Origin of the sequence: Clostridium sediminicola (assembly GCF_050402865.1) — a bacterium.
GTDB lineage: Bacteria > Bacillota > Clostridia > Clostridiales > Clostridiaceae > Clostridium_AF > Clostridium_AF sediminicola.
Genome location: NZ_BAABMF010000020.1, coordinates 60,648 through 78,364, shown reverse-complemented (window position 1 = coordinate 78,364; position 17,717 = coordinate 60,648). Strand labels below are relative to the sequence as shown.

Annotated in this window: 14 protein-coding genes and 1 other RNA gene; 2 read left to right on the top strand and 13 right to left on the bottom strand. The window is 28.5% G+C overall.

Features of this window, described 5'->3' with window-relative positions; all coding sequences use genetic code 11:
* The 4 genes from ACQ3F0_RS22380 to ACQ3F0_RS22365 form a co-directional block, all read right to left on the bottom strand.
* Entirely contained in the window at window positions 1-708 is a 708-nt protein-coding gene (locus ACQ3F0_RS22380) for a response regulator transcription factor (RefSeq protein WP_428867945.1), read from the bottom strand.
* A 152-nt stretch (window positions 709-860) separates the two neighbouring features.
* Entirely contained in the window at window positions 861-1,631 is a 771-nt protein-coding gene (locus ACQ3F0_RS22375; RefSeq protein WP_428867944.1) for a hypothetical protein, read from the bottom strand.
* Window positions 1,632-1,634: 3 nt separating this feature from the next.
* Complete coding sequence (locus tag ACQ3F0_RS22370; RefSeq protein ID WP_428867943.1) at window positions 1,635-2,522, bottom strand: ABC transporter ATP-binding protein; 888 nt, start codon at window positions 2,520-2,522, stop codon at window positions 1,635-1,637.
* Window positions 2,523-2,564: 42 nt separating this feature from the next.
* Window positions 2,565-3,584: a hypothetical protein gene (locus tag ACQ3F0_RS22365; protein WP_428867942.1), complete on the bottom strand. Its 1,020-nt coding sequence runs from the start codon at window positions 3,582-3,584 to the stop codon at window positions 2,565-2,567.
* Between the two features lie 613 nt (window positions 3,585-4,197).
* Here ACQ3F0_RS22365 and ACQ3F0_RS22360 point away from each other — a divergent pair.
* Window positions 4,198-5,367 carry a GGDEF domain-containing protein gene (locus ACQ3F0_RS22360; RefSeq protein ID WP_428867941.1) on the top strand — a complete coding sequence of 390 codons (1,170 nt, stop codon included), beginning with the start codon at window positions 4,198-4,200 and terminating at the stop codon, window positions 5,365-5,367.
* A gap of 183 nt (window positions 5,368-5,550) precedes the next feature.
* On the opposite strand, the gene rnpB is transcribed toward ACQ3F0_RS22360, so the two are convergent.
* The 8 genes from rnpB to ACQ3F0_RS22320 all read right to left on the bottom strand — a co-directional run bounded on the left by rnpB (window position 5,551) and on the right by ACQ3F0_RS22320 (window position 13,550).
* Window positions 5,551-5,892, bottom strand: an RNA gene (rnpB, locus tag ACQ3F0_RS22355) — RNase P RNA component class A.
* Between the two features lie 39 nt (window positions 5,893-5,931).
* Window positions 5,932-6,645 carry a zinc ribbon domain-containing protein gene (locus ACQ3F0_RS22350; RefSeq protein WP_428867940.1) on the bottom strand — a complete coding sequence of 238 codons (714 nt, stop codon included), beginning with the start codon at window positions 6,643-6,645 and terminating at the stop codon, window positions 5,932-5,934.
* 100 nt (window positions 6,646-6,745) lie between these two features.
* Window positions 6,746-7,561 (bottom strand): Nif3-like dinuclear metal center hexameric protein, encoded by an 816-nt coding sequence (locus ACQ3F0_RS22345; protein ID WP_428867939.1) that lies wholly within the window; start codon window positions 7,559-7,561, stop codon window positions 6,746-6,748.
* Window positions 7,552-8,247, bottom strand: a complete 696-nt coding sequence (locus ACQ3F0_RS22340) for a tRNA (adenine(22)-N(1))-methyltransferase (RefSeq protein ID WP_428867938.1) — start codon at window positions 8,245-8,247, stop codon at window positions 7,552-7,554. The genes ACQ3F0_RS22345 and ACQ3F0_RS22340 overlap by 10 nt, the downstream gene beginning before the upstream one ends.
* 2 nt (window positions 8,248-8,249) lie before the next feature.
* Window positions 8,250-9,140 (bottom strand): PH domain-containing protein, encoded by an 891-nt coding sequence (locus ACQ3F0_RS22335; RefSeq protein ID WP_428867937.1) that lies wholly within the window; start codon window positions 9,138-9,140, stop codon window positions 8,250-8,252.
* Between the two features lie 75 nt (window positions 9,141-9,215).
* Entirely contained in the window at window positions 9,216-10,337 is a 1,122-nt protein-coding gene (gene rpoD / locus ACQ3F0_RS22330; protein ID WP_428867936.1) for an RNA polymerase sigma factor RpoD, read from the bottom strand.
* Window positions 10,338-12,128, bottom strand: coding sequence for a DNA primase (gene dnaG / locus ACQ3F0_RS22325; RefSeq protein ID WP_428867935.1), 1,791 nt, complete (start codon window positions 12,126-12,128; stop codon window positions 10,338-10,340). It abuts the gene before it with no gap.
* Between the two features lie 390 nt (window positions 12,129-12,518).
* Window positions 12,519-13,550, bottom strand: a complete 1,032-nt coding sequence (locus tag ACQ3F0_RS22320; protein WP_428867934.1) for a deoxyguanosinetriphosphate triphosphohydrolase — start codon at window positions 13,548-13,550, stop codon at window positions 12,519-12,521.
* Window positions 13,551-13,751: 201 nt separating this feature from the next.
* Here ACQ3F0_RS22320 and ACQ3F0_RS22315 point away from each other — a divergent pair, with 201 nt between their 5' ends.
* On the top strand, window positions 13,752-14,822 hold the full coding sequence (locus ACQ3F0_RS22315) for a CotS family spore coat protein (protein WP_428867933.1): 1,071 nt from the start codon (window positions 13,752-13,754) through the stop codon (window positions 14,820-14,822).
* A gap of 145 nt (window positions 14,823-14,967) precedes the next feature.
* Here the strand turns inward: ACQ3F0_RS22315 and ppdK are convergent, their stop codons facing one another.
* Window positions 14,968-17,598, bottom strand: a complete 2,631-nt coding sequence (gene ppdK / locus ACQ3F0_RS22310) for a pyruvate, phosphate dikinase (protein WP_428867932.1) — start codon at window positions 17,596-17,598, stop codon at window positions 14,968-14,970.
* Between the last annotated feature and the right edge of the window lie 119 nt (window positions 17,599-17,717).

Here is a 17,717-nt window from a genome sequence, read left to right as displayed (position 1 = left end):
CTAATCATCCTTTACCATTAGCTTATAACCAAGCCCTTTGACATTTTTAATGTATTTAGGCTCTGAAGGGATATCTTCTATCTTCTCTCTAAGTCTTCTTATATGAACCATTATAGTATTATCAAAACCTATATAATCTTCTCCCCAAACCTCATCACAAAGTCTCTCTTTACTAATAATTTGATTAGAATTCTTCGCCATATACAAAAATAATTTAAGTTCCTTAGGCTTTAGTTCAAGAATTATTCCATTCTTTTTAACTTCCATTTTTTCCTCATTTATTTGAAAAGGTCCAATTCTTTGTTCTTTCCTCTCTAAAGAATTCATAGCATTTCTTCTAAGTTGTGCTTTAACTCTATAAGATACTTCTTTAGGACTAAATGGTTTTGTTATATAGTCATCCCCTCCTAAAGCAAACCCTAATATCCTATCCATTTCTTCTGATTTTGCAGAAAGGAACAAAATAGGTACCATGGAACTTTCCCTTATTTTCTTACAGACCTCATAGCCTTCCTTATCGGGAAGCATTATATCTAAAAGGATAATATCAGGATTTGTAGATTTAAATAATTTAAGTCCTTCCTCCCCTGTTTCTGCTGTAAATATTTTTTTAAATCCTTCCTTTGTTAATACTGTTGATAATAATTTTAATATATCTACTTCATCATCTATAATTAATATTTTCTTTTCCTTTACTAGGGATTCCATAACTCTACCTCCTAAAAATACTTTTAGTAAAAATATTATGTTGTGGTTTAACTACCTTATAATTTTCAGTATATAACATTCGTAAATATTTTAAAAGTATAGATAAAAAGAACCTAATCTTTGAAAGGTTCTTTTTATCTATACTAATTCACTTATTTTTCTCCTATAAATGCCTTTAAAGTAAATTTAGGAAATAATATTAATCCTGCAGCAAATAATACTATAAAAGTAATTAAAGCTAGGAATGGAGCTTTGTATCTTATCAACTGACAACTCATCATGCCCCAAAGTGGTGTGAAAGCTAGATATTTCGCTAATCCAAGATTCTTCAAAAATCCTTCTAGAATATATGGTAGTCCCATTATAAGTCCACCAAATATAAAAGGTACTGCTGCTGACTTACTTATAGACGATAAAAATAATCCTACCTGTGCAAAGAAAAAAGATCCTATTATAATAGTTACCATCATTATTAAAATCATTTGAAGAACAGTTATATCTGAGCCACTTTTTCCAAAGTACCAGAGATTTTTCAAAGGTATATCTAACCCCTTAAATTTAAATTTAGTTAATGCAGATAAACACATAGTTAAAAATACTGAAATATTTATTATAGAAGCTGCAGTTCCAGTAGCTATTAATTTAGCCCGCACGATTTCTATTTTACCGTTTTTAGTTGTTTTAATCAATCCTGCCATATTTGAACTATATTCAGAAGTATAAGTTCCTGAAAACACCATAAACATCATAAGTCCCATTAACGGAACTAGTCCATATCCTTTACTAAATATATCTGCATAAGTCTCTTCTATTGAAAAAGCCCTTATTGAAACAAAGCTTAAAAATAATACTCCTATCCACACAACTAACATTCTTTTCTTAAAAAGCATTTTTCTAATTTCTAATTTTATGAGTGTTCCCATTACTTACACCTCCCTAGCATTTTCCAAATCAAAATAAAACATATAGACATCTTCAAATTTTGGCTCAACTACTTTTGTATCTTTATATTGTGGCATCTTATCACTTATAATTCTAATCTCTATATCATTAACTCCACGTTGGATATTTACTATTTTATATTTATTCTCTATTTCATTAACCGTTTTTTCACTTTTAGTTTTTATTCTGTAAACTTTTCCTTCCATAGCCGAAAGAATATCTCTATGATTTCCCTTCATTAAAATAGATCCATCTTTTATCATAATAGTTTCCTTTGCTATAGATTCTATATCAGAAATAATATGGGTAGAAAGTATTATGATTTTTTCCCTAGAAATTTGTGAAAGAAGATTTCTAAATCTTGCTCTTTCTTGCGGGTCTAGTCCAGCTGTTGGCTCATCTAACACTAAAATCTTAGGATCATTTAATAAAGCTTGTGCTATTCCAACTCTTCTTTTCATTCCCCCTGAAAACTTTCCAACTGCTTTATTTCTCACATCATATAATCCTACAAGATTTAAAAGTTCATTAATTTTTTTATTAGTAGCTTTATTTCTTAATCCTTTTAATGCTGCAACATACTGTAAAAATTGTTTTGCTGAAAATTTCTTATATACCCCAAATTCCTGTGGAAGATATCCTATTAAATCTCTATACTTTTCATCTAACTCTTTTATATTCTTTCCGTTATAGATAATTTCACCCTTTGATGGTTCTATTAAAGTAGTTATTTGTTTCATAATGGTGGTCTTTCCTGCACCATTAGGTCCTAAAAGTCCATACACACCATTCTCAAAAGTAACTGTTATATTATCATTTGCATTTTTTTTACCATAAGTCTTTGTTAAATTTTTTATTTCAAGTTTATTCATAAATTATTCCTCCTCAAATTATTTATATAGATTCCAGTTCAATTATTTAGTTAAAACCTTTTTAAATGTAACTATACAAAGTATTACTCCTGTAAATAACATTGCTATCAATGTACCATTACATAAATTTATAATATCTAAACTTTTTCCCAAAATATTAACTTCTCCTGCATCCATTCCTATAAACCTTTCAGGATAAAACATTAAATCTACATAATTTGCTTTACTTAATAGAATCAATAATAAATCTGGTAAGAATTTAATAATTGTACATGCTTTTCCGATTACTAAGAATATCAATGTTCCACTTATAGATGCCAATGAATTGCTTGAAATATAAGAGAAAAAACTTGCAAACACTGATATACTAACAAATATTAATGCCATCATTATAATCTTTAGAAGTAAATATCCATTAATAGTATAAGCTTTCTTAAGAAAAACTCCATAATCCACAATTCTAAAAACTTGGAGTTCTCCATTTACTGGCGTTCCATACTGAACTAAGGTTATTAAAAACTCTATTCCCAAATAAGAACCATAAATAATAATGGGTAATATTATAGCTAATGCTAGTTTTGAATATAAAACCTTAAACTTATTTTTAGATGGAAGGATAATATTATTTACACCCGAAACTCTTTCATCTGTATATATATTAGAAAATATTAAAACTAAAATAATCACCATAACTACTGACATAAGCGGAAAAGTAGCTCTATGGTTAAAAACCTTAAAAAAACTAACTTCCTCATATTCATTATTTTTTGCCATTCTTAATTTTTTTTCTGATAGTTCTTTCATTTTTTTAGAAAAATTTTCAGTACCCTTAATATTAGCCATTGCCTCAATTTGTTCTACTTTACTATTAAATTTTTCCTGAGCAATAACTTTTTCTGATCTACTATCTACCATAAGTTCATATTTATCATTTCTATATGAATTTTCTGTTTCTAGTGGAGGTTTTATGAAAACCATAACCCCAATAATAAAAACAAACATAATCAAAACTAACAACCCTGTTTTAGATTTAAATATCTTCTTAAATTCCCAATGAATCATTTAGTTTTTACCTCCTTTTTTTACTTTAAATTTATTATACAATTCCAAACTTACACCATAATAAACTAAACCTTAATTAAACCTTACAAAAATAATTTATATTCACTCACCTTTTAATAAGTTAAATTTTATTAAACTCATCGTTATCTTTTAAGTACATCAGTTTGCAAAAATAATTGATTTATGTAAAGATTTGTTATAAACTGTATATAAGTATTCATCTCGTAAAATATTTGTTAAGTTGTTTATCTATAAAGTAATCATTAAGGAGCTGATTAAAATATTAGATTTATTATTTTTTATTGGCATCTACACAATTTTAGTTTTTATTTGGAGTTATATTTTTGCTAATAGAAAACATAAGGATAGAACAACTAATGCATTTTTATTATTTCTGGCAATTCTTTTAATCTGGATGATTTTAAGTATCACTAATTTCTATAAAAGTAGTTCGAGTCTATATATAGTAATGCAAAATTTTTATTGGATTGTATTGCTTAATATTTCTATAATGTTTTTAAATTTTATTTATGAATTGTTAAATAAAAAACGTGATTTTACTTTTTTCTTTGCTCTGGTTCTAAATACATGCACAATTTTAGTTAGATATTTTTTGAAACTAGATTACTCTCAAACAAATTATTGGCGATTTAGAGATATAAAAACTGCAACCTTAATGGCTGCAATATTTTCTTTTCCAATGATATGGGCTATTGTATTAATAATTGTAAAATATAGAACAATTAAAGAAACTAAGATAAAAAAACAATTAAGATATTTATTATATGGAATAACTTTTGCAACCTTAATCAGTATTTTTTCTGAATATATAGGCCCAATTTTTATACCAGAATTAGAAACCTATTATTTTATGTATATTGCAATATTGACATTGTTTTTGTTTTTAATGAATGCTGTTGTAAAAGAAAAGTTTCTTAATGTTGAATTAGAATATATTTATGAAGAATTATTTGTAAATTTTAGTGAAGGTATCATCCTTATAGATGAAGATAAAACAATCGTTAGTATAAATAATGCTGTAAAGAAAATTTTAGGAACTAATAAACTAAAAAAAGGTATGTACGTTAATGATATAATTAGCGATTACGACTTTGATAAAGATAATATTAGATATGAAATTACAATTAAACCTAATGATGAAATATACTATCTATCATTATCTCAGGATAAGATAAAAATTGATAACAAAGCAACTATGAAATTATTACACATTATCAATATTACTCCTGGGAAAGTAAGAGAAATAATAGAAAAGAATAAACTAAATGAAAAATCTATGAAAGATGAACTTACAAATTTATTTAACAAAAGATATTTTAATGATAATTTTGTAAGAGAAAACCAGCTTCTAGAAAAAGATACTATTGTGATGTTTATAGATGTTGATAATTTTAAAGAAATTAATGATAATTATGGTCATTTAATTGGAGACGATGTCCTTAAAGGAGTGGCTATTAGTATTACTAGCAGTCTCCGTAAAAATGAAATAGCCATAAGATATGGAGGAGATGAATTTCTTATAATTTTACCAAAAACAAAAATTCAAGATGCATTTAAAATTGCTGAAAGAATAAGAGTAAGCGTAAATAACAACGTGTTAAAAAACCATGAAATTAATCAAAAATTAACATTGAGCATTGGGTTGAGTAAAGGTGATACTGATATTAATAATTTAGTAGAACAAGCAGACAAGGCTATGTATTATTCAAAAACTCACGGAAAAAATCAATGTACTCTATATAATAAAAATAAATTAACTTAAATATGAAACAATTTTAAACTGAATTATTCATAGATTTAAATTTCATGATCTAATTTTAAAAAATTAGTGCGGAATTTGAATCTATTTTTTATTTAGGATGGTATATAGATTGTTTCAATCTAATTTCGGTGGAAGAATGGTGGCAAAAAACAAATAACACTCACCTGAAGTGAGTGATATCAACATGCGACTAAACCTATAAGCCGAGTTCTGTATTAGACAATCATCTATCTAGGCCTATTGTTACCAATAGACTCGTGCGATCTTACCCGAAGACGGGACGGGCAGCCCCATATGTCTTCCTATTCGATCTTGCTCCAGATGGGGTTTACATAGCCGCAAAGTCGCCATTGCGCTGGTGAGCTCTTACCTCACCTTTCCATCCTTACCATGAAATCATGGCGGTATATTTCTGTTGCACTTTCCTTAGAGTTACCTCCACTGGGTGTTACCCAGCACCCTGCCCTATGGAGCTCGGACTTTCCTCTCCTGCACTTCTGCAGCAGCGATCGTCTGGCTTACTCGCAAGATAAATGATAACATACTCTCAGACAAAAATCAATTTTATTTTTCTAGAAATATTATCCTACCGCAATTATCACAGAAAATAACCTTTTTAGCATTCTTAATCTCATCAGCTTTCGTCATTGAAATACCCAGGTTACATCCAGTACAAATATTATTTTTAATAAAAGTAATTGGATTTTTCTTTATATTCTTTACTTTTAAATATGTTTGCAATAATTCTTCCGGAATCTGCTTTTCAAGCATTTTACAAGCATCTTCAGCTATACTTAAATCTTCTTTTGCAATTTTATTTTTGTCTTCAAATTCCTTTTTTATGTTTAAAAACATTTCTTTTAATTTTTTTAGTTCTAGTGAAACTTTTCTTATTTCTTTTTTGATTTTATTCTCTTCATTCAATTTATCATCTAGCTCTTTACTTTTTTCACTAATACTTTCCTTTAATCTATTTATAATCATTTCTGTATTATTTATTTTACGAATATCTGAACCGCAATCATTTAACAATACTTTTTCCTTCTCACTTAATTCCTCTTCTATTTGTTCAATTTCCCCTGAAATATCTTCACAAAAAAGAGTATAGCTTTTAAATTGTTCATTTAATTCCCCATACTTAACTTTATGTTCATCAAAACACTTTTTTATGTTTCTTAATTCCTTTAATGTTGTTTTATCCTCTAATATTTTTTTACATTGATCAACAGTTTTCAAATTTTTATCAAAGTCTATCAACAACTCATATTCCTTTTTCATTATAACCCCTCCTTGTTTTAGTTAAGTACATCCTTAAGAATAACTTCTATTAATTCTAGAACAGAACCTATAAAAAAAATAGAAAGTATTAATTTACTTTCTATTTAAATTTGTATGGATCTCTTGTTAAATCAGAAATAGTTATTTCTATATCATATCCAATACCTTTTATTAAATTTTGAATATTTTGAGCAATAATTTTTATAGCAGGCCATTCTGTATTAAAATGCCCAGCATCAATTATACAAAGATTTTCTTCATTGAAATCACTGACATAATGATAAGTAGTATCACCAGTAATTATACAATCTGCTCCCATTTTCTTAGATAAAGCAAAATAATCTTGTCCACTGCCATTTACAACTGCAACTTTATTTATAACTCTTTCTTCACTACCTGCAACTCTAACCATCAGGAGTTCGAGGGATTCTTTAACTTTATGAATTAATTCACCAAAAATCATAGGTGATTGTAATTTTGCAATTCTACCAATCCCTGTAACACTATCGCCATTATCTCTACAATTAGCTAAATCCATAGTAGTATAGCTTTCAAATCCTAGAATCTTCATAACTTGCTCATTTACTCCATCTCTAACAGAATCTAGATTTGTATGACTAGAATATAGATTTATACCATTTTTTACTAACTCTATTATTTTTCTACCTAATAATGTATCCGTAGTTATAGTAGAAGGTTTCCTAAATAAAAGCGGATGGTGTGTTATTATAAGATTACACTTCTTCTTGACAGCTTCGTCAATTACATCCAAAGTACAGTCTAGTGCAATTAGAATACCCGTAACCTTATCATTTTTATCACCTACCATTAATCCAACATTGTCATAGTCTTCCTTGAATTTTGAAGGTGCGTAATTTTCCATTATTTTCGTTATATCTTTTACTTTTAAAGACATTTTAACAACTCCTCCAAATCCTTTATGTATTGTAGTAACTGATTTTTTCTCTTTGATGAAGATTCTCCATCATCATTAATAAACGAGATGATTTTTTTATATTTATCTATTCTAAAACTAATATATTCCCTTACTAAGGGGTGTCTCTTCTGGATTAACTTTTCACCAATAGTGTAATTTATATTTCTTTTCTCTATTTTATTATTTTTACCAATCAATTTAGCTTTTATTATTTCATAGTATTTTCCTTCATCATAACACAATTCCTCATCTATAATATTGTATCCTCTTCTATACAAATATTCTCTTAAAACTTCCGGATTCTGTACAGGTTGAAGAATAAGATATTTCAAACTTTGAACCACCGCAATATCATCTTCTAATATATCTCTAATAAGATTTCCACCCATACCAGCAATAACAGCAATATCAACCTCACATGGTTTAACTGTTTGCAACCCTGCTCCATGTCTACATTGAATAAAATTGTCTACTTTATTTTTCTTAACATTTTCCTGTGCTCTCAAAACAGGTCCTTTATTTATATCAGATGCTATTGCTGTTTTAACTACGCCTTTATTTATCAAATAAATTGGTAGATACGCATGATCTGTACCCACATCAACAATCGAATAACATTCATCTACTAATTTTGCTATATTCTTAATTCTGTCACTAATAATCATAATCAAACTCCTATAAATTGAAGTAAAATTCTAAACTGCATAAAGAAAAAGGTAACTGAAATAAAAAACGATATATAAATATACATATAGGAAGTTTTTTCATCATACTTTATATGGCTATATGCTGCAAAAAACATGCACAACAATATACCCATATTTATTATTCCATAAGTAAGTTGTTTAAAAACAAATTGTTTGCTCGAACCCATAACAATAGGAACAAGTTTTGCATTTAATGTTAAAGGCATTTCCTCTGGTAATAAATTCATTTTCAAAAGAATTAGAGGAGTAACTGTGAAGGTAAATATTATAACACTTATTAGAATAATCAATATAATGAGTTTTCTTTTACTATGTAATTTTTCATTTTTATTATAATCATATTCCCACATTTCATTCTTTACATTATGTTCTTCAAGCATATTTTGAAATACTTCAAGGTTCTTTGGGGAAATTGCGTAATTAATTCCTTCTGTTTTTAAATAAATTAAATTGTTACAAGCAGAAAACATCCTTGTCGTCCCAATCTTATTTACAACAAATCTACCCATAGCAAAACTTTTACTAGCAAACCCATATAACTTTACTGATGATATAGGTTCCGTACTTATAAAATAAGAAGTTATTTCTTCTAATGGTATGCATATTTTTCTAAGACCAAATAATCCACTTATCATTATTTCATTTTTATCTATGCAATATTTCATAGTAAGGATAAAAATTGCATTATAGAACATATAAATATTAAATAATACAAGAAAAACCTTTATTAATGAAACTATCTCATATACATCTATAAATCTCAGCAATAAAAGAATCCCTAAATTACAAGTTATTGCTATAGCTAAAATATGTAAGTGTCCATTCCCTCTTTTACATTCATAAGTCGACATAATTTCACCTCTCAAAGGTATTATACCATAAAAAAAGAGCAAAGTTAATCTTTACTCTTTTAGTTAATCGCTCATCTAATTTAAATAATCTTTTAATTTTTTACTTCTACTAGGGTGTCGTAATTTTCTAAGAGCTTTTGCTTCTATTTGTCTTATTCTTTCTCTTGTAACGTTAAATTCTTTTCCAACTTCTTCTAAAGTTCTAGCCCTTCCATCATCCAAACCAAATCTAAGTCTTAAAACTTTCTCTTCTCTAGGAGTTAAAGTATCCAATACATTTATCAATTGCTCTTTAAGCATTGTAAATGCCGCAGCTTCAGCAGGTGCTGGTGAATCATCATCAGGAATAAAATCACCAAGGTGACTATCTTCTTCTTCCCCAATAGGCGTTTCTAAAGAAACTGGTTCTTGAGCTATTTTCATTATTTCTCTAACTTTTTCAACAGGCATTTCCATTTCCTTTGCAATCTCCTCCGGAATTGGTTCTCTTCCCAACTCTTGTAATAATTGCCTAGAAACTCGAATCAATTTATTAATTGTTTCTACCATATGTACTGGTATTCTAATAGTTCTAGCTTGGTCTGCAATAGCACGTGTAATCGCCTGTCTAATCCACCATGTAGCATATGTAGAAAACTTATAACCTTTTCTGTAATCAAACTTCTCTACTGCTTTAATTAGTCCTAAGTTTCCTTCTTGTATCAAGTCAAGGAAAAGCATTCCACGACCAACATACCTTTTAGCTATACTTACTACAAGTCTTAAATTTGCCTCTGCCAATTTCTTCCTAGCATAAACATCACCATCTTCAATTCTTTGTGCCAAATCTATCTCTTGCTCAGAAGTTAATAATGGTACTTTCCCTATCTCTTTTAAGTACATTCTAACTGGATCATCTATAGATATTCCTGCAGGTACTGATAAATCAATTGTTTCCTCTTCTTCTTCTTGTTTTGCATCTCCAACTACTTCAATATTCATTGATTCAAGTACATCATAAATAGCTTCAATTTGTTGAGGAGATAATTCTATGTCAGAAAGTTCCTTCATAATTTCTTTATAAGTTAAGGTACCTGTTTTCTTTGCTTTATCCAGTAGATTTTTAATTATTTTCATTTTTGTTTCTTTATCAAATTCTTCAGGTCTCTTTAAATTACCTTTCTTAACCTCTTTCTGTTTTCTAACATTTTCAGTCATCTACTTACCTCCTTTCAAACCATTTAAATTAACCAATTCATTTTGAATTTCATTTAGTTTTTTAACGAGTTCTAAAGTTTCCTCGTAAGCTCCCTTTTTCTCTAGTTTTTTTATCTTGCCCATCACGATAATTTTCGACTCCTCTAGCTTATTTTTTTTGATTTCCATAATAAATTCATCTATAATATCTTTAAGATCAAAATCATTCTGTATTAAAACCGTCTGTTTTATATTTACCCATTCCTTAGCAATTTCAACATCTGTACATTTAATATCAATATAATCTTTTAAATTTTCCTGCTTTTCTACATTTTTCAATATTATTTCAAATAATCTTTTATGAGTTTCTATTGTAAAATCTTCTACGATTATTCTTTCTCTTATGTATTCACTCATTTCTTTATTCTCTATTGAAAACTTAATTAAACTTCTTGCTGCTTTTAAATGTGCAGGCTCTAAATATAATTTTTGTCCAAAATCCCTATCATTATACAAATTTTGTATATTTTTTGAATCATTTTCATTTTCTTGCTTTATCAAGTCATATATTGCCTGCTCTTTTACCCCTGTATCTTCAGATACTTTTTTTATATAAACATCTTTTTCAACGGGATTTAAATCATGAATTATTTCTGAAATTTTAGATACATACTTCACTAAGTTTCTATTATCTTTAAAATCCACTTCTTCCCCAGCTTTTTTTATTCTATATTCTACTAGAGGGAGTGAATCCTTAATTAATTGTTTAAAAGCCTCAGTTCCATTGTTTCTTATAAATTCATCAGGATCTTTTCCTTCTGGTACGGTAAGTACTCTTAAATCAAACCCCTCATTTCTTAAAATTTCAAGCCCACGCATTGTTGCATTCTGACCTGCAATATCAGCATCATAAGCTATTATCACTCTATCAAAATATCGTCTTAGTAATTTAGATTGTTTTTCAGTAAGTGCAGTACCTAATGATGCAACTACATTCTCTATTCCAAACTGATGAAGAGAAATACAATCCATATAGCCTTCTACAATTATTACAGTTCTATCTTCCCTTTTATTCTTTAGCACAAAATTTAATCCATATAAATTTGTACCTTTATAAAACAATTTTGTTTCAGGTGAATTTAAATATTTGGGCTTTGAATCATCTAAAACTCTTCCCCCAAAACCAATCACTTTTCCTTTTGAATCAAAAACTGGAAAGATAACTCTATTTCTAAATCTATCATACACTGAATTATTTTTTCCTTTTACTACTAAACCTACATTTAATAAGTCTAATTCTGAAAATCCTTTGGATTTTAAATAATTTAAAATATTTCTCCATCCTTCAGGAGCATAACCCAATCCAAATTTTCTCATTATACTCAAAGAAATTCCTCTTCGAGTAAAATAATCCATTGCATTTTTATTTTTATATAAATTATTGAAATAGAATCTTGCGGCCGAAACATTTGTGTTATATAGTTTATCAATGGCCTTTTTTTTAGCTTTATTTCTATTATCATTAGGTAGGATATCAATATTAACTCTATCAGCTAAAAATTTAACAGCTTCAACAAAAGTATAATTGTTGTATTTCATAATAAAAGAAAATACATTCCCTGCTTCTCCACATCCAAAACACTTAAAGATCTGTTTCTCCCTTGATACACTAAAAGAAGGGGTCTTTTCATTGTGAAATGGACATAAACCCGAATAGTTATTTCCAGCCTTCTTTAAATTCACTTTTTCTGAAATTACTTCGACTATATCATTTTCATCTTTAATTTTTTGAATAATACTTTCATTAATCAAATATAACTACCCACCCACTTTAGTATAATAAGCAACCTTTAAACATATTCGACAAATTATCTTAATTTCCTTTTAAATTATAATTTTTTTTATTTATCTTTTATAAACTTCTTATTTATAATAATTCTTTAAAAAGTACAAAATTCCTTCATTTTTTTTATTATTCTCTATCCTTTTTTATCTTTCCTATTTTTACAAATATTATTCTAAGAGTCGGCTTAAGAATTAGTTCTACTTTTCTTTCAAAAATATGAGTCTTTAATCAAAAGTTTTTATTGTGAAACTTTATTTATACATGTACAAAATCTCAGGCAATAATGAGTTATGGACTTGTATAGATAATTAGTTGAACTGAAAACTCTATATGTTTTTTGAAAGAAATTAGTAGATTTAATATATCACGAATTTAGGAACATACACCTCATTAAATAACCACAAGCAATAATCATCGCTCATTCCTGAAATATAATCAGTTACTCCTATATATAATCCTTCTTCTTCAACAACCTTCTGATAAAACTCTGGCATTTTTTGAGGATGTTTACTAAAATAATCATATACCTGCTTTAAAACAAACTTTGCCTTTTCTCTTTCAACAGCTAGAATTTCCCCTTTATAAATCTTTTCAAACATGAATGCTCTTAGTTCTAATAATTCATTTTCTACTTCTTTACTTAAAGTTATCTCTACTTTATCATTATCAAAATTCAACATAGTAGAATATATACAATCTTTAACAAGAGTGTTTATCCTATTACCATGGGTATATCCCAAAGTATCAAGTATTTTCTTTGGAATATCTGTTATTTTTAATATACGTGCACGAATTGAATCGTCTATATCATGATTTACATAAGCAATTTTGTCACTATATCTCACTACCTGACCTTCTAGTGTTTTTGATTTTTTTGCGTCTTTTGAAAACCCACTATGATATAAAATGCCATCTAGAACTTCTTTAGTTAGATTTAGTCCTTCACCATTTTTCTCTATTTTAGTAAGCACTCTGATACTATTTAAATTATGTTTAAACCCATTTGGATTTAACATATCTAATACTTCTTCTCCATTATGTGCAAATGGTACATGTCCTATATCATGCCCTAAGGCTATTGCTTCAATTAAATCTTCATTGAGAGCCAGCCCTCTTCCAATAGTTTTTGCAATTTGTGCTACTTCTAACGTATGTGTTAATCTTGTTCTATAATGATCTCCCCAAGTTTTTATATATACTTGAGTTTTATGTTTTAATCTTCTAAATGATTTGCTGTGAATTATTCTATCTCTATCAACCATAAAATCAGTTCTTATTTCATCTTTTTTTTCATTTTTTATTCTTCCTTTTGAATTAATTGATAATGAGGCATATTTATTTAATCTTTTCTTTTCTTCATTTTCTATCCTTTCTCTAATACTTTCCATAATTCAACCTCCATTTTCAATATATATATATTATTTCGATATATTATATAAAATTCCTTTTTAAGTAAAGATATTTTATTTCCTAAATAGCACAAAAGTACTTCTTAAAAATAACTTTAATATGACTTACTCAACAAATAAATGTATATTTAAAATACTTTTATAATATGTTTATAATGAGAACTTATTAAGGGGGATACTATGTCTGTAATCGAAAATTCCTATGCATTAGATATATTTTCTGAAGGAAACATAAGAAAATCAGTTCTTCCCCATTATAATTTGGAAGATTCAGAAATATTCAGAGTAAAATTTAAAAATACTGATAAACAAAGAGCTGTTTATAAGGTAACTACTTCTGAAAATAGTTATTGTTTAAAAAAAGTGTATTTCAATGAAAGTGAACTCCTTTTTGTTTACTCTGCTATCGAATGGCTTTATAGAAGTGATATAAAGGTACCGAGAATTCTACCAAATGTTAATAATGGAAGATTTGTAAATTATAATAACATGCTTTTCATTCTTACACCTTGGATTGAAGGTGCTAAATGTGATTATAATAATAAAAATCACTTAGATATTGTATGCAAAAATTTAGCCTTAGCACATAATAAATGTAATAATTTTTTTCCTATTAAAAATAGTGCAAATAGAGTAGGTTATAAGGATTTTTATTATGAAATAAATAAACATTTTAATAGACTATTACTATGTTCAAACTTAGCTTTCAAACATAGTGATACATTTTCCAAAATTTATATTGAAAACTTTAGTGATGGTATTGCTTTGGCTGATAATTCTTGTAAAGTACTTTCCTCATTAAATTTTGATAATCTTAGTATTTCTCTATGCCATAATGATTATGTAAATAAGAATTTAATTATTAATAATGATGATGAAGTTTGGGTAATTGATTTTGATAAATGTAGAATGGATTTCTCTATCCATGACTTTGCATATTTTTTAAGAAGATTATTAAGAAGGGAAGAAACAAACTGGGATATTAATATTGCAATAGATTGCTTGAACAGCTATGAAAGTATCCGTGAAATCAATTTAGATGATTATAAATACTTATTTGGATATCTTGCTTTCCCTCAAAGATATTGGAAAATCTCTCGAGATTATTATCGAAATATATATAAGTGCAATAAGAAAGCCTTTGTAAAAATTCTCGAGAAATCCGTAAGAAATTTCCATAATCAACAGCAATTTGTTAATGAATTCAAGGCATATATAGATGATAAATTTAATTGTAATTTAACTATATAGTTTTACCATTCTTTCAAGTTGAGAGTTGACGGTGTACAGTTGACAGCAATGGTACACTGACAATTGTAAACCAATAACTCATATGCCAACAAAAGACGCATCAAATTTGATGCGTCTTTTATTATTAAAGTATATTTAAATATATTTATCTTTTATTATTAACTTGAGCTTGAGCTGCTGCAAGTCTAGCTAAAGGAACTCTAAATGGTGAACATGATACATAATCTAACCCAGTATTATGGCAGAATTCAACTGATGATGGATCTCCACCATGTTCTCCACAAATACCTAATTTAAGATCTGACTTAACTTCTCTACCATTTTTTGAAGCTATCTTCACTAGCTGACCTACACCTGTTTGATCTATTCTTTGGAATGGATCAAATTCATATATCTTCTTATCATAGTAGTCTGCTAGGAACTTACCAGCATCATCTCTTGAGAAACCAAATGTCATCTGTGTTAAATCATTAGTTCCAAATGAGAAGAAATCTGCTTCTTTAGCTATTTCATCAGCAGTTAATGCTGCTCTTGGAATTTCAATCATTGTTCCAACCAAATACTTCATCTCAATACCAGAATCATTTATGATTTCATCAGCAGTTTTAACTACTATTTCTTTAACAAATTTTAATTCTTTAACATCGCCAACTAGTGGTATCATTATTTCTGGAACAATATCAAATCCATTTTCTTTCTTAACCTTAATAGCCGCTTCTATAATAGCTCTTGTTTGCATTTCAGCAATTTCTGGATAAGATATTGCAAGTCTACAACCTCTATGCCCCATCATAGGATTGAACTCATGTAATGAAGCAATTGTAGTTTTTAGTTCATTATAGCTTATTTCCATCTGAGTTGCTAAATCTTTGATATCTTCTTCTTCAGTAGGTAAAAATTCATGTAATGGCGGATCCAAAAATCTTATCGTAACAGGTCTATATTCCATAGCTTTATATATACCTACAAAATCTTCTCTTTGCATAGGAAGAATTTTTTCTAAAGCGATTCTTCTTTGTTCTTCTGTTTTAGAAACAATCATTTCTCTAACAGCAGATATTCTATCCTCATCAAAGAACATATGCTCAGTTCTACACAATCCAATTCCTTCAGCACCAAACTCAACTGCTTGTGCTGCATCTTTTGGAGTATCTGCATTAGTTCTTACTTTTAATGCTCTTATTTCATCTGCCCAACTCATAAATGTACCGAAGTATCCAGTAATTTCAGGTGCTACTGTTTTAATAGCTTCACCATATACTTTACCAGTGCTTCCATCTAAAGAAACATAATCTCCTTCATTATAAGTTACTCCACCTGCACTAAATACCTTTTCTTTTTCACTAACAGTTAATTCTCCACAACCTGCAACACAACAAGTTCCCATACCTCTAGCAACAACTGCTGCATGAGAAGTCATGCCTCCTCTTACTGTAAGTATACCAACTGCAGCTGCCATACCTTCAATATCTTCAGGTGAAGTTTCTAATCTTACTAATACAACTTTTTCACCTGCATCTGCATGCTCTTTTGCATCTGAAGCTGTAAAATAAACCTTACCACATGCTGCTCCTGGTGATGCTGGCAATCCTTTAGCAATAGGTGTAGCTGCCTTTAATTCACCTGGATCAAATGTTGGGTGTAATAATGTATCTAATTTTTTAGGTTCTACCTTCATAATAGCTTCTTCTTTAGAAATTTTGCCTTCTTCCACAAGATTAACTGCTATTTTTAATGCTGCTGGTGCTGTTCTTTTACCAGTTCTAGTCTGTAAGAAATATAATTTACCTTGCTCAATTGTAAATTCCATATCTTGCATATCTTTATAATGATCTTCTAATTTTTGTGCTATAGCCATAAACTCACGATAAACTTCTGGCATATCCTCTTCTAATTTTGCAATTGGTTGAGGCGTTCTGATACCTGCAACAACATCTTCACCTTGTGCATTTATTAAATATTCACCGAATATTTTCTTTTCTCCTGTAGCAGGGTCTCTTGTAAATGCAACACCTGTACCTGAATTTTCACCCATATTACCAAATACCATTGATTGAACATTTACTGCAGTACCCCAGTCACTTGAAATATCATTCAATCTTCTATAAACGATAGCTCTAGGATTATCCCATGACTCAAAAACAGCTCTAACAGCTTCCATTAATTGCTCTTTTGGTTCTTGAGGGAATTCTCTACCCATTTCTTTTTTAAATAGTTCTTTATATCTTGTAACAACTTCTTTTAAATCTTCTGCAGTTAAATCAGTATCAAACTTAACATCCTTTTCTTCTTTAACTGCATCTAATATATCTTCAAAGTTTCTTTTTTCTAGACCTAACGCAACGTCTGAAAACATTTGAATAAATCTTCTATATGAGTCATATGCAAATCTTTCATTATTGGTTAATTTAGCTAAACCTAATACGGATTCATCATTCAATCCAAGGTTAAGAATGGTATCCATCATACCTGGCATAGAAATTCTTGCACCTGATCTTACTGATACTAATAGTGGATTTTCAATATCTCCAAACTTTTTACCTGTTATTTCTTCTGTATTTTTCAATGCTAATTCAATCTCTTCTTTTATACTTTCAGCAATCATTTTTCCATCATCATAAAATTTTGTACATGCTTCTGTAGAAATAGTAAAACCTTGAGGTACTGGAAGACCTAAACTTGTCATTTCACCCAGGTTCGCTCCTTTTCCACCAAGAAGATTTTTCATTTTTGCATTACCTTCACTAAAAAGATATACATACTTCTTACTTTCCATAGTAAACATCCCCTTATTAAATATTATGCTATAGATATCTCGGTTGAATAATCAATTCATACAAGTTCAAAATAATTGATATTTAAATATTTTGGACGTATATAAATAAAATTTCACGG

What these genes read in the sequence shown, in the direction of transcription:
- ACQ3F0_RS22380 (WP_428867945.1), bottom strand. Translation starts at nt 708, where the DNA reads ATGGAATCCCTAGTAAAGGAAAAGAAAATATTAATTATAGATGATGAA.
- ACQ3F0_RS22375 (WP_428867944.1), bottom strand. Translation starts at nt 1,631, where the DNA reads ATGGGAACACTCATAAAATTAGAAATTAGAAAAATGCTTTTTAAGAAA.
- ACQ3F0_RS22370 (WP_428867943.1), bottom strand. Translation starts at nt 2,522, where the DNA reads ATGAATAAACTTGAAATAAAAAATTTAACAAAGACTTATGGTAAAAAA.
- ACQ3F0_RS22365 (WP_428867942.1), bottom strand. Translation starts at nt 3,584, where the DNA reads ATGATTCATTGGGAATTTAAGAAGATATTTAAATCTAAAACAGGGTTG.
- ACQ3F0_RS22350 (WP_428867940.1), bottom strand. Translation starts at nt 6,645, where the DNA reads ATGAAAAAGGAATATGAGTTGTTGATAGACTTTGATAAAAATTTGAAA.
- ACQ3F0_RS22345 (WP_428867939.1), bottom strand. Translation starts at nt 7,561, where the DNA reads ATGTCTTTAAAAGTAAAAGATATAACGAAAATAATGGAAAATTACGCA.
- ACQ3F0_RS22340 (WP_428867938.1), bottom strand. Translation starts at nt 8,247, where the DNA reads ATGATTATTAGTGACAGAATTAAGAATATAGCAAAATTAGTAGATGAA.
- ACQ3F0_RS22335 (WP_428867937.1), bottom strand. Translation starts at nt 9,140, where the DNA reads ATGTCGACTTATGAATGTAAAAGAGGGAATGGACACTTACATATTTTA.
- rpoD (WP_428867936.1), bottom strand. Translation starts at nt 10,337, where the DNA reads ATGACTGAAAATGTTAGAAAACAGAAAGAGGTTAAGAAAGGTAATTTA.
- ACQ3F0_RS22320 (WP_428867934.1), bottom strand. Translation starts at nt 13,550, where the DNA reads ATGGAAAGTATTAGAGAAAGGATAGAAAATGAAGAAAAGAAAAGATTA.
- ACQ3F0_RS22315 (WP_428867933.1), top strand. Translation starts at nt 13,752, where the DNA reads ATGTCTGTAATCGAAAATTCCTATGCATTAGATATATTTTCTGAAGGA.
- ppdK (WP_428867932.1), bottom strand. Translation starts at nt 17,598, where the DNA reads ATGGAAAGTAAGAAGTATGTATATCTTTTTAGTGAAGGTAATGCAAAA.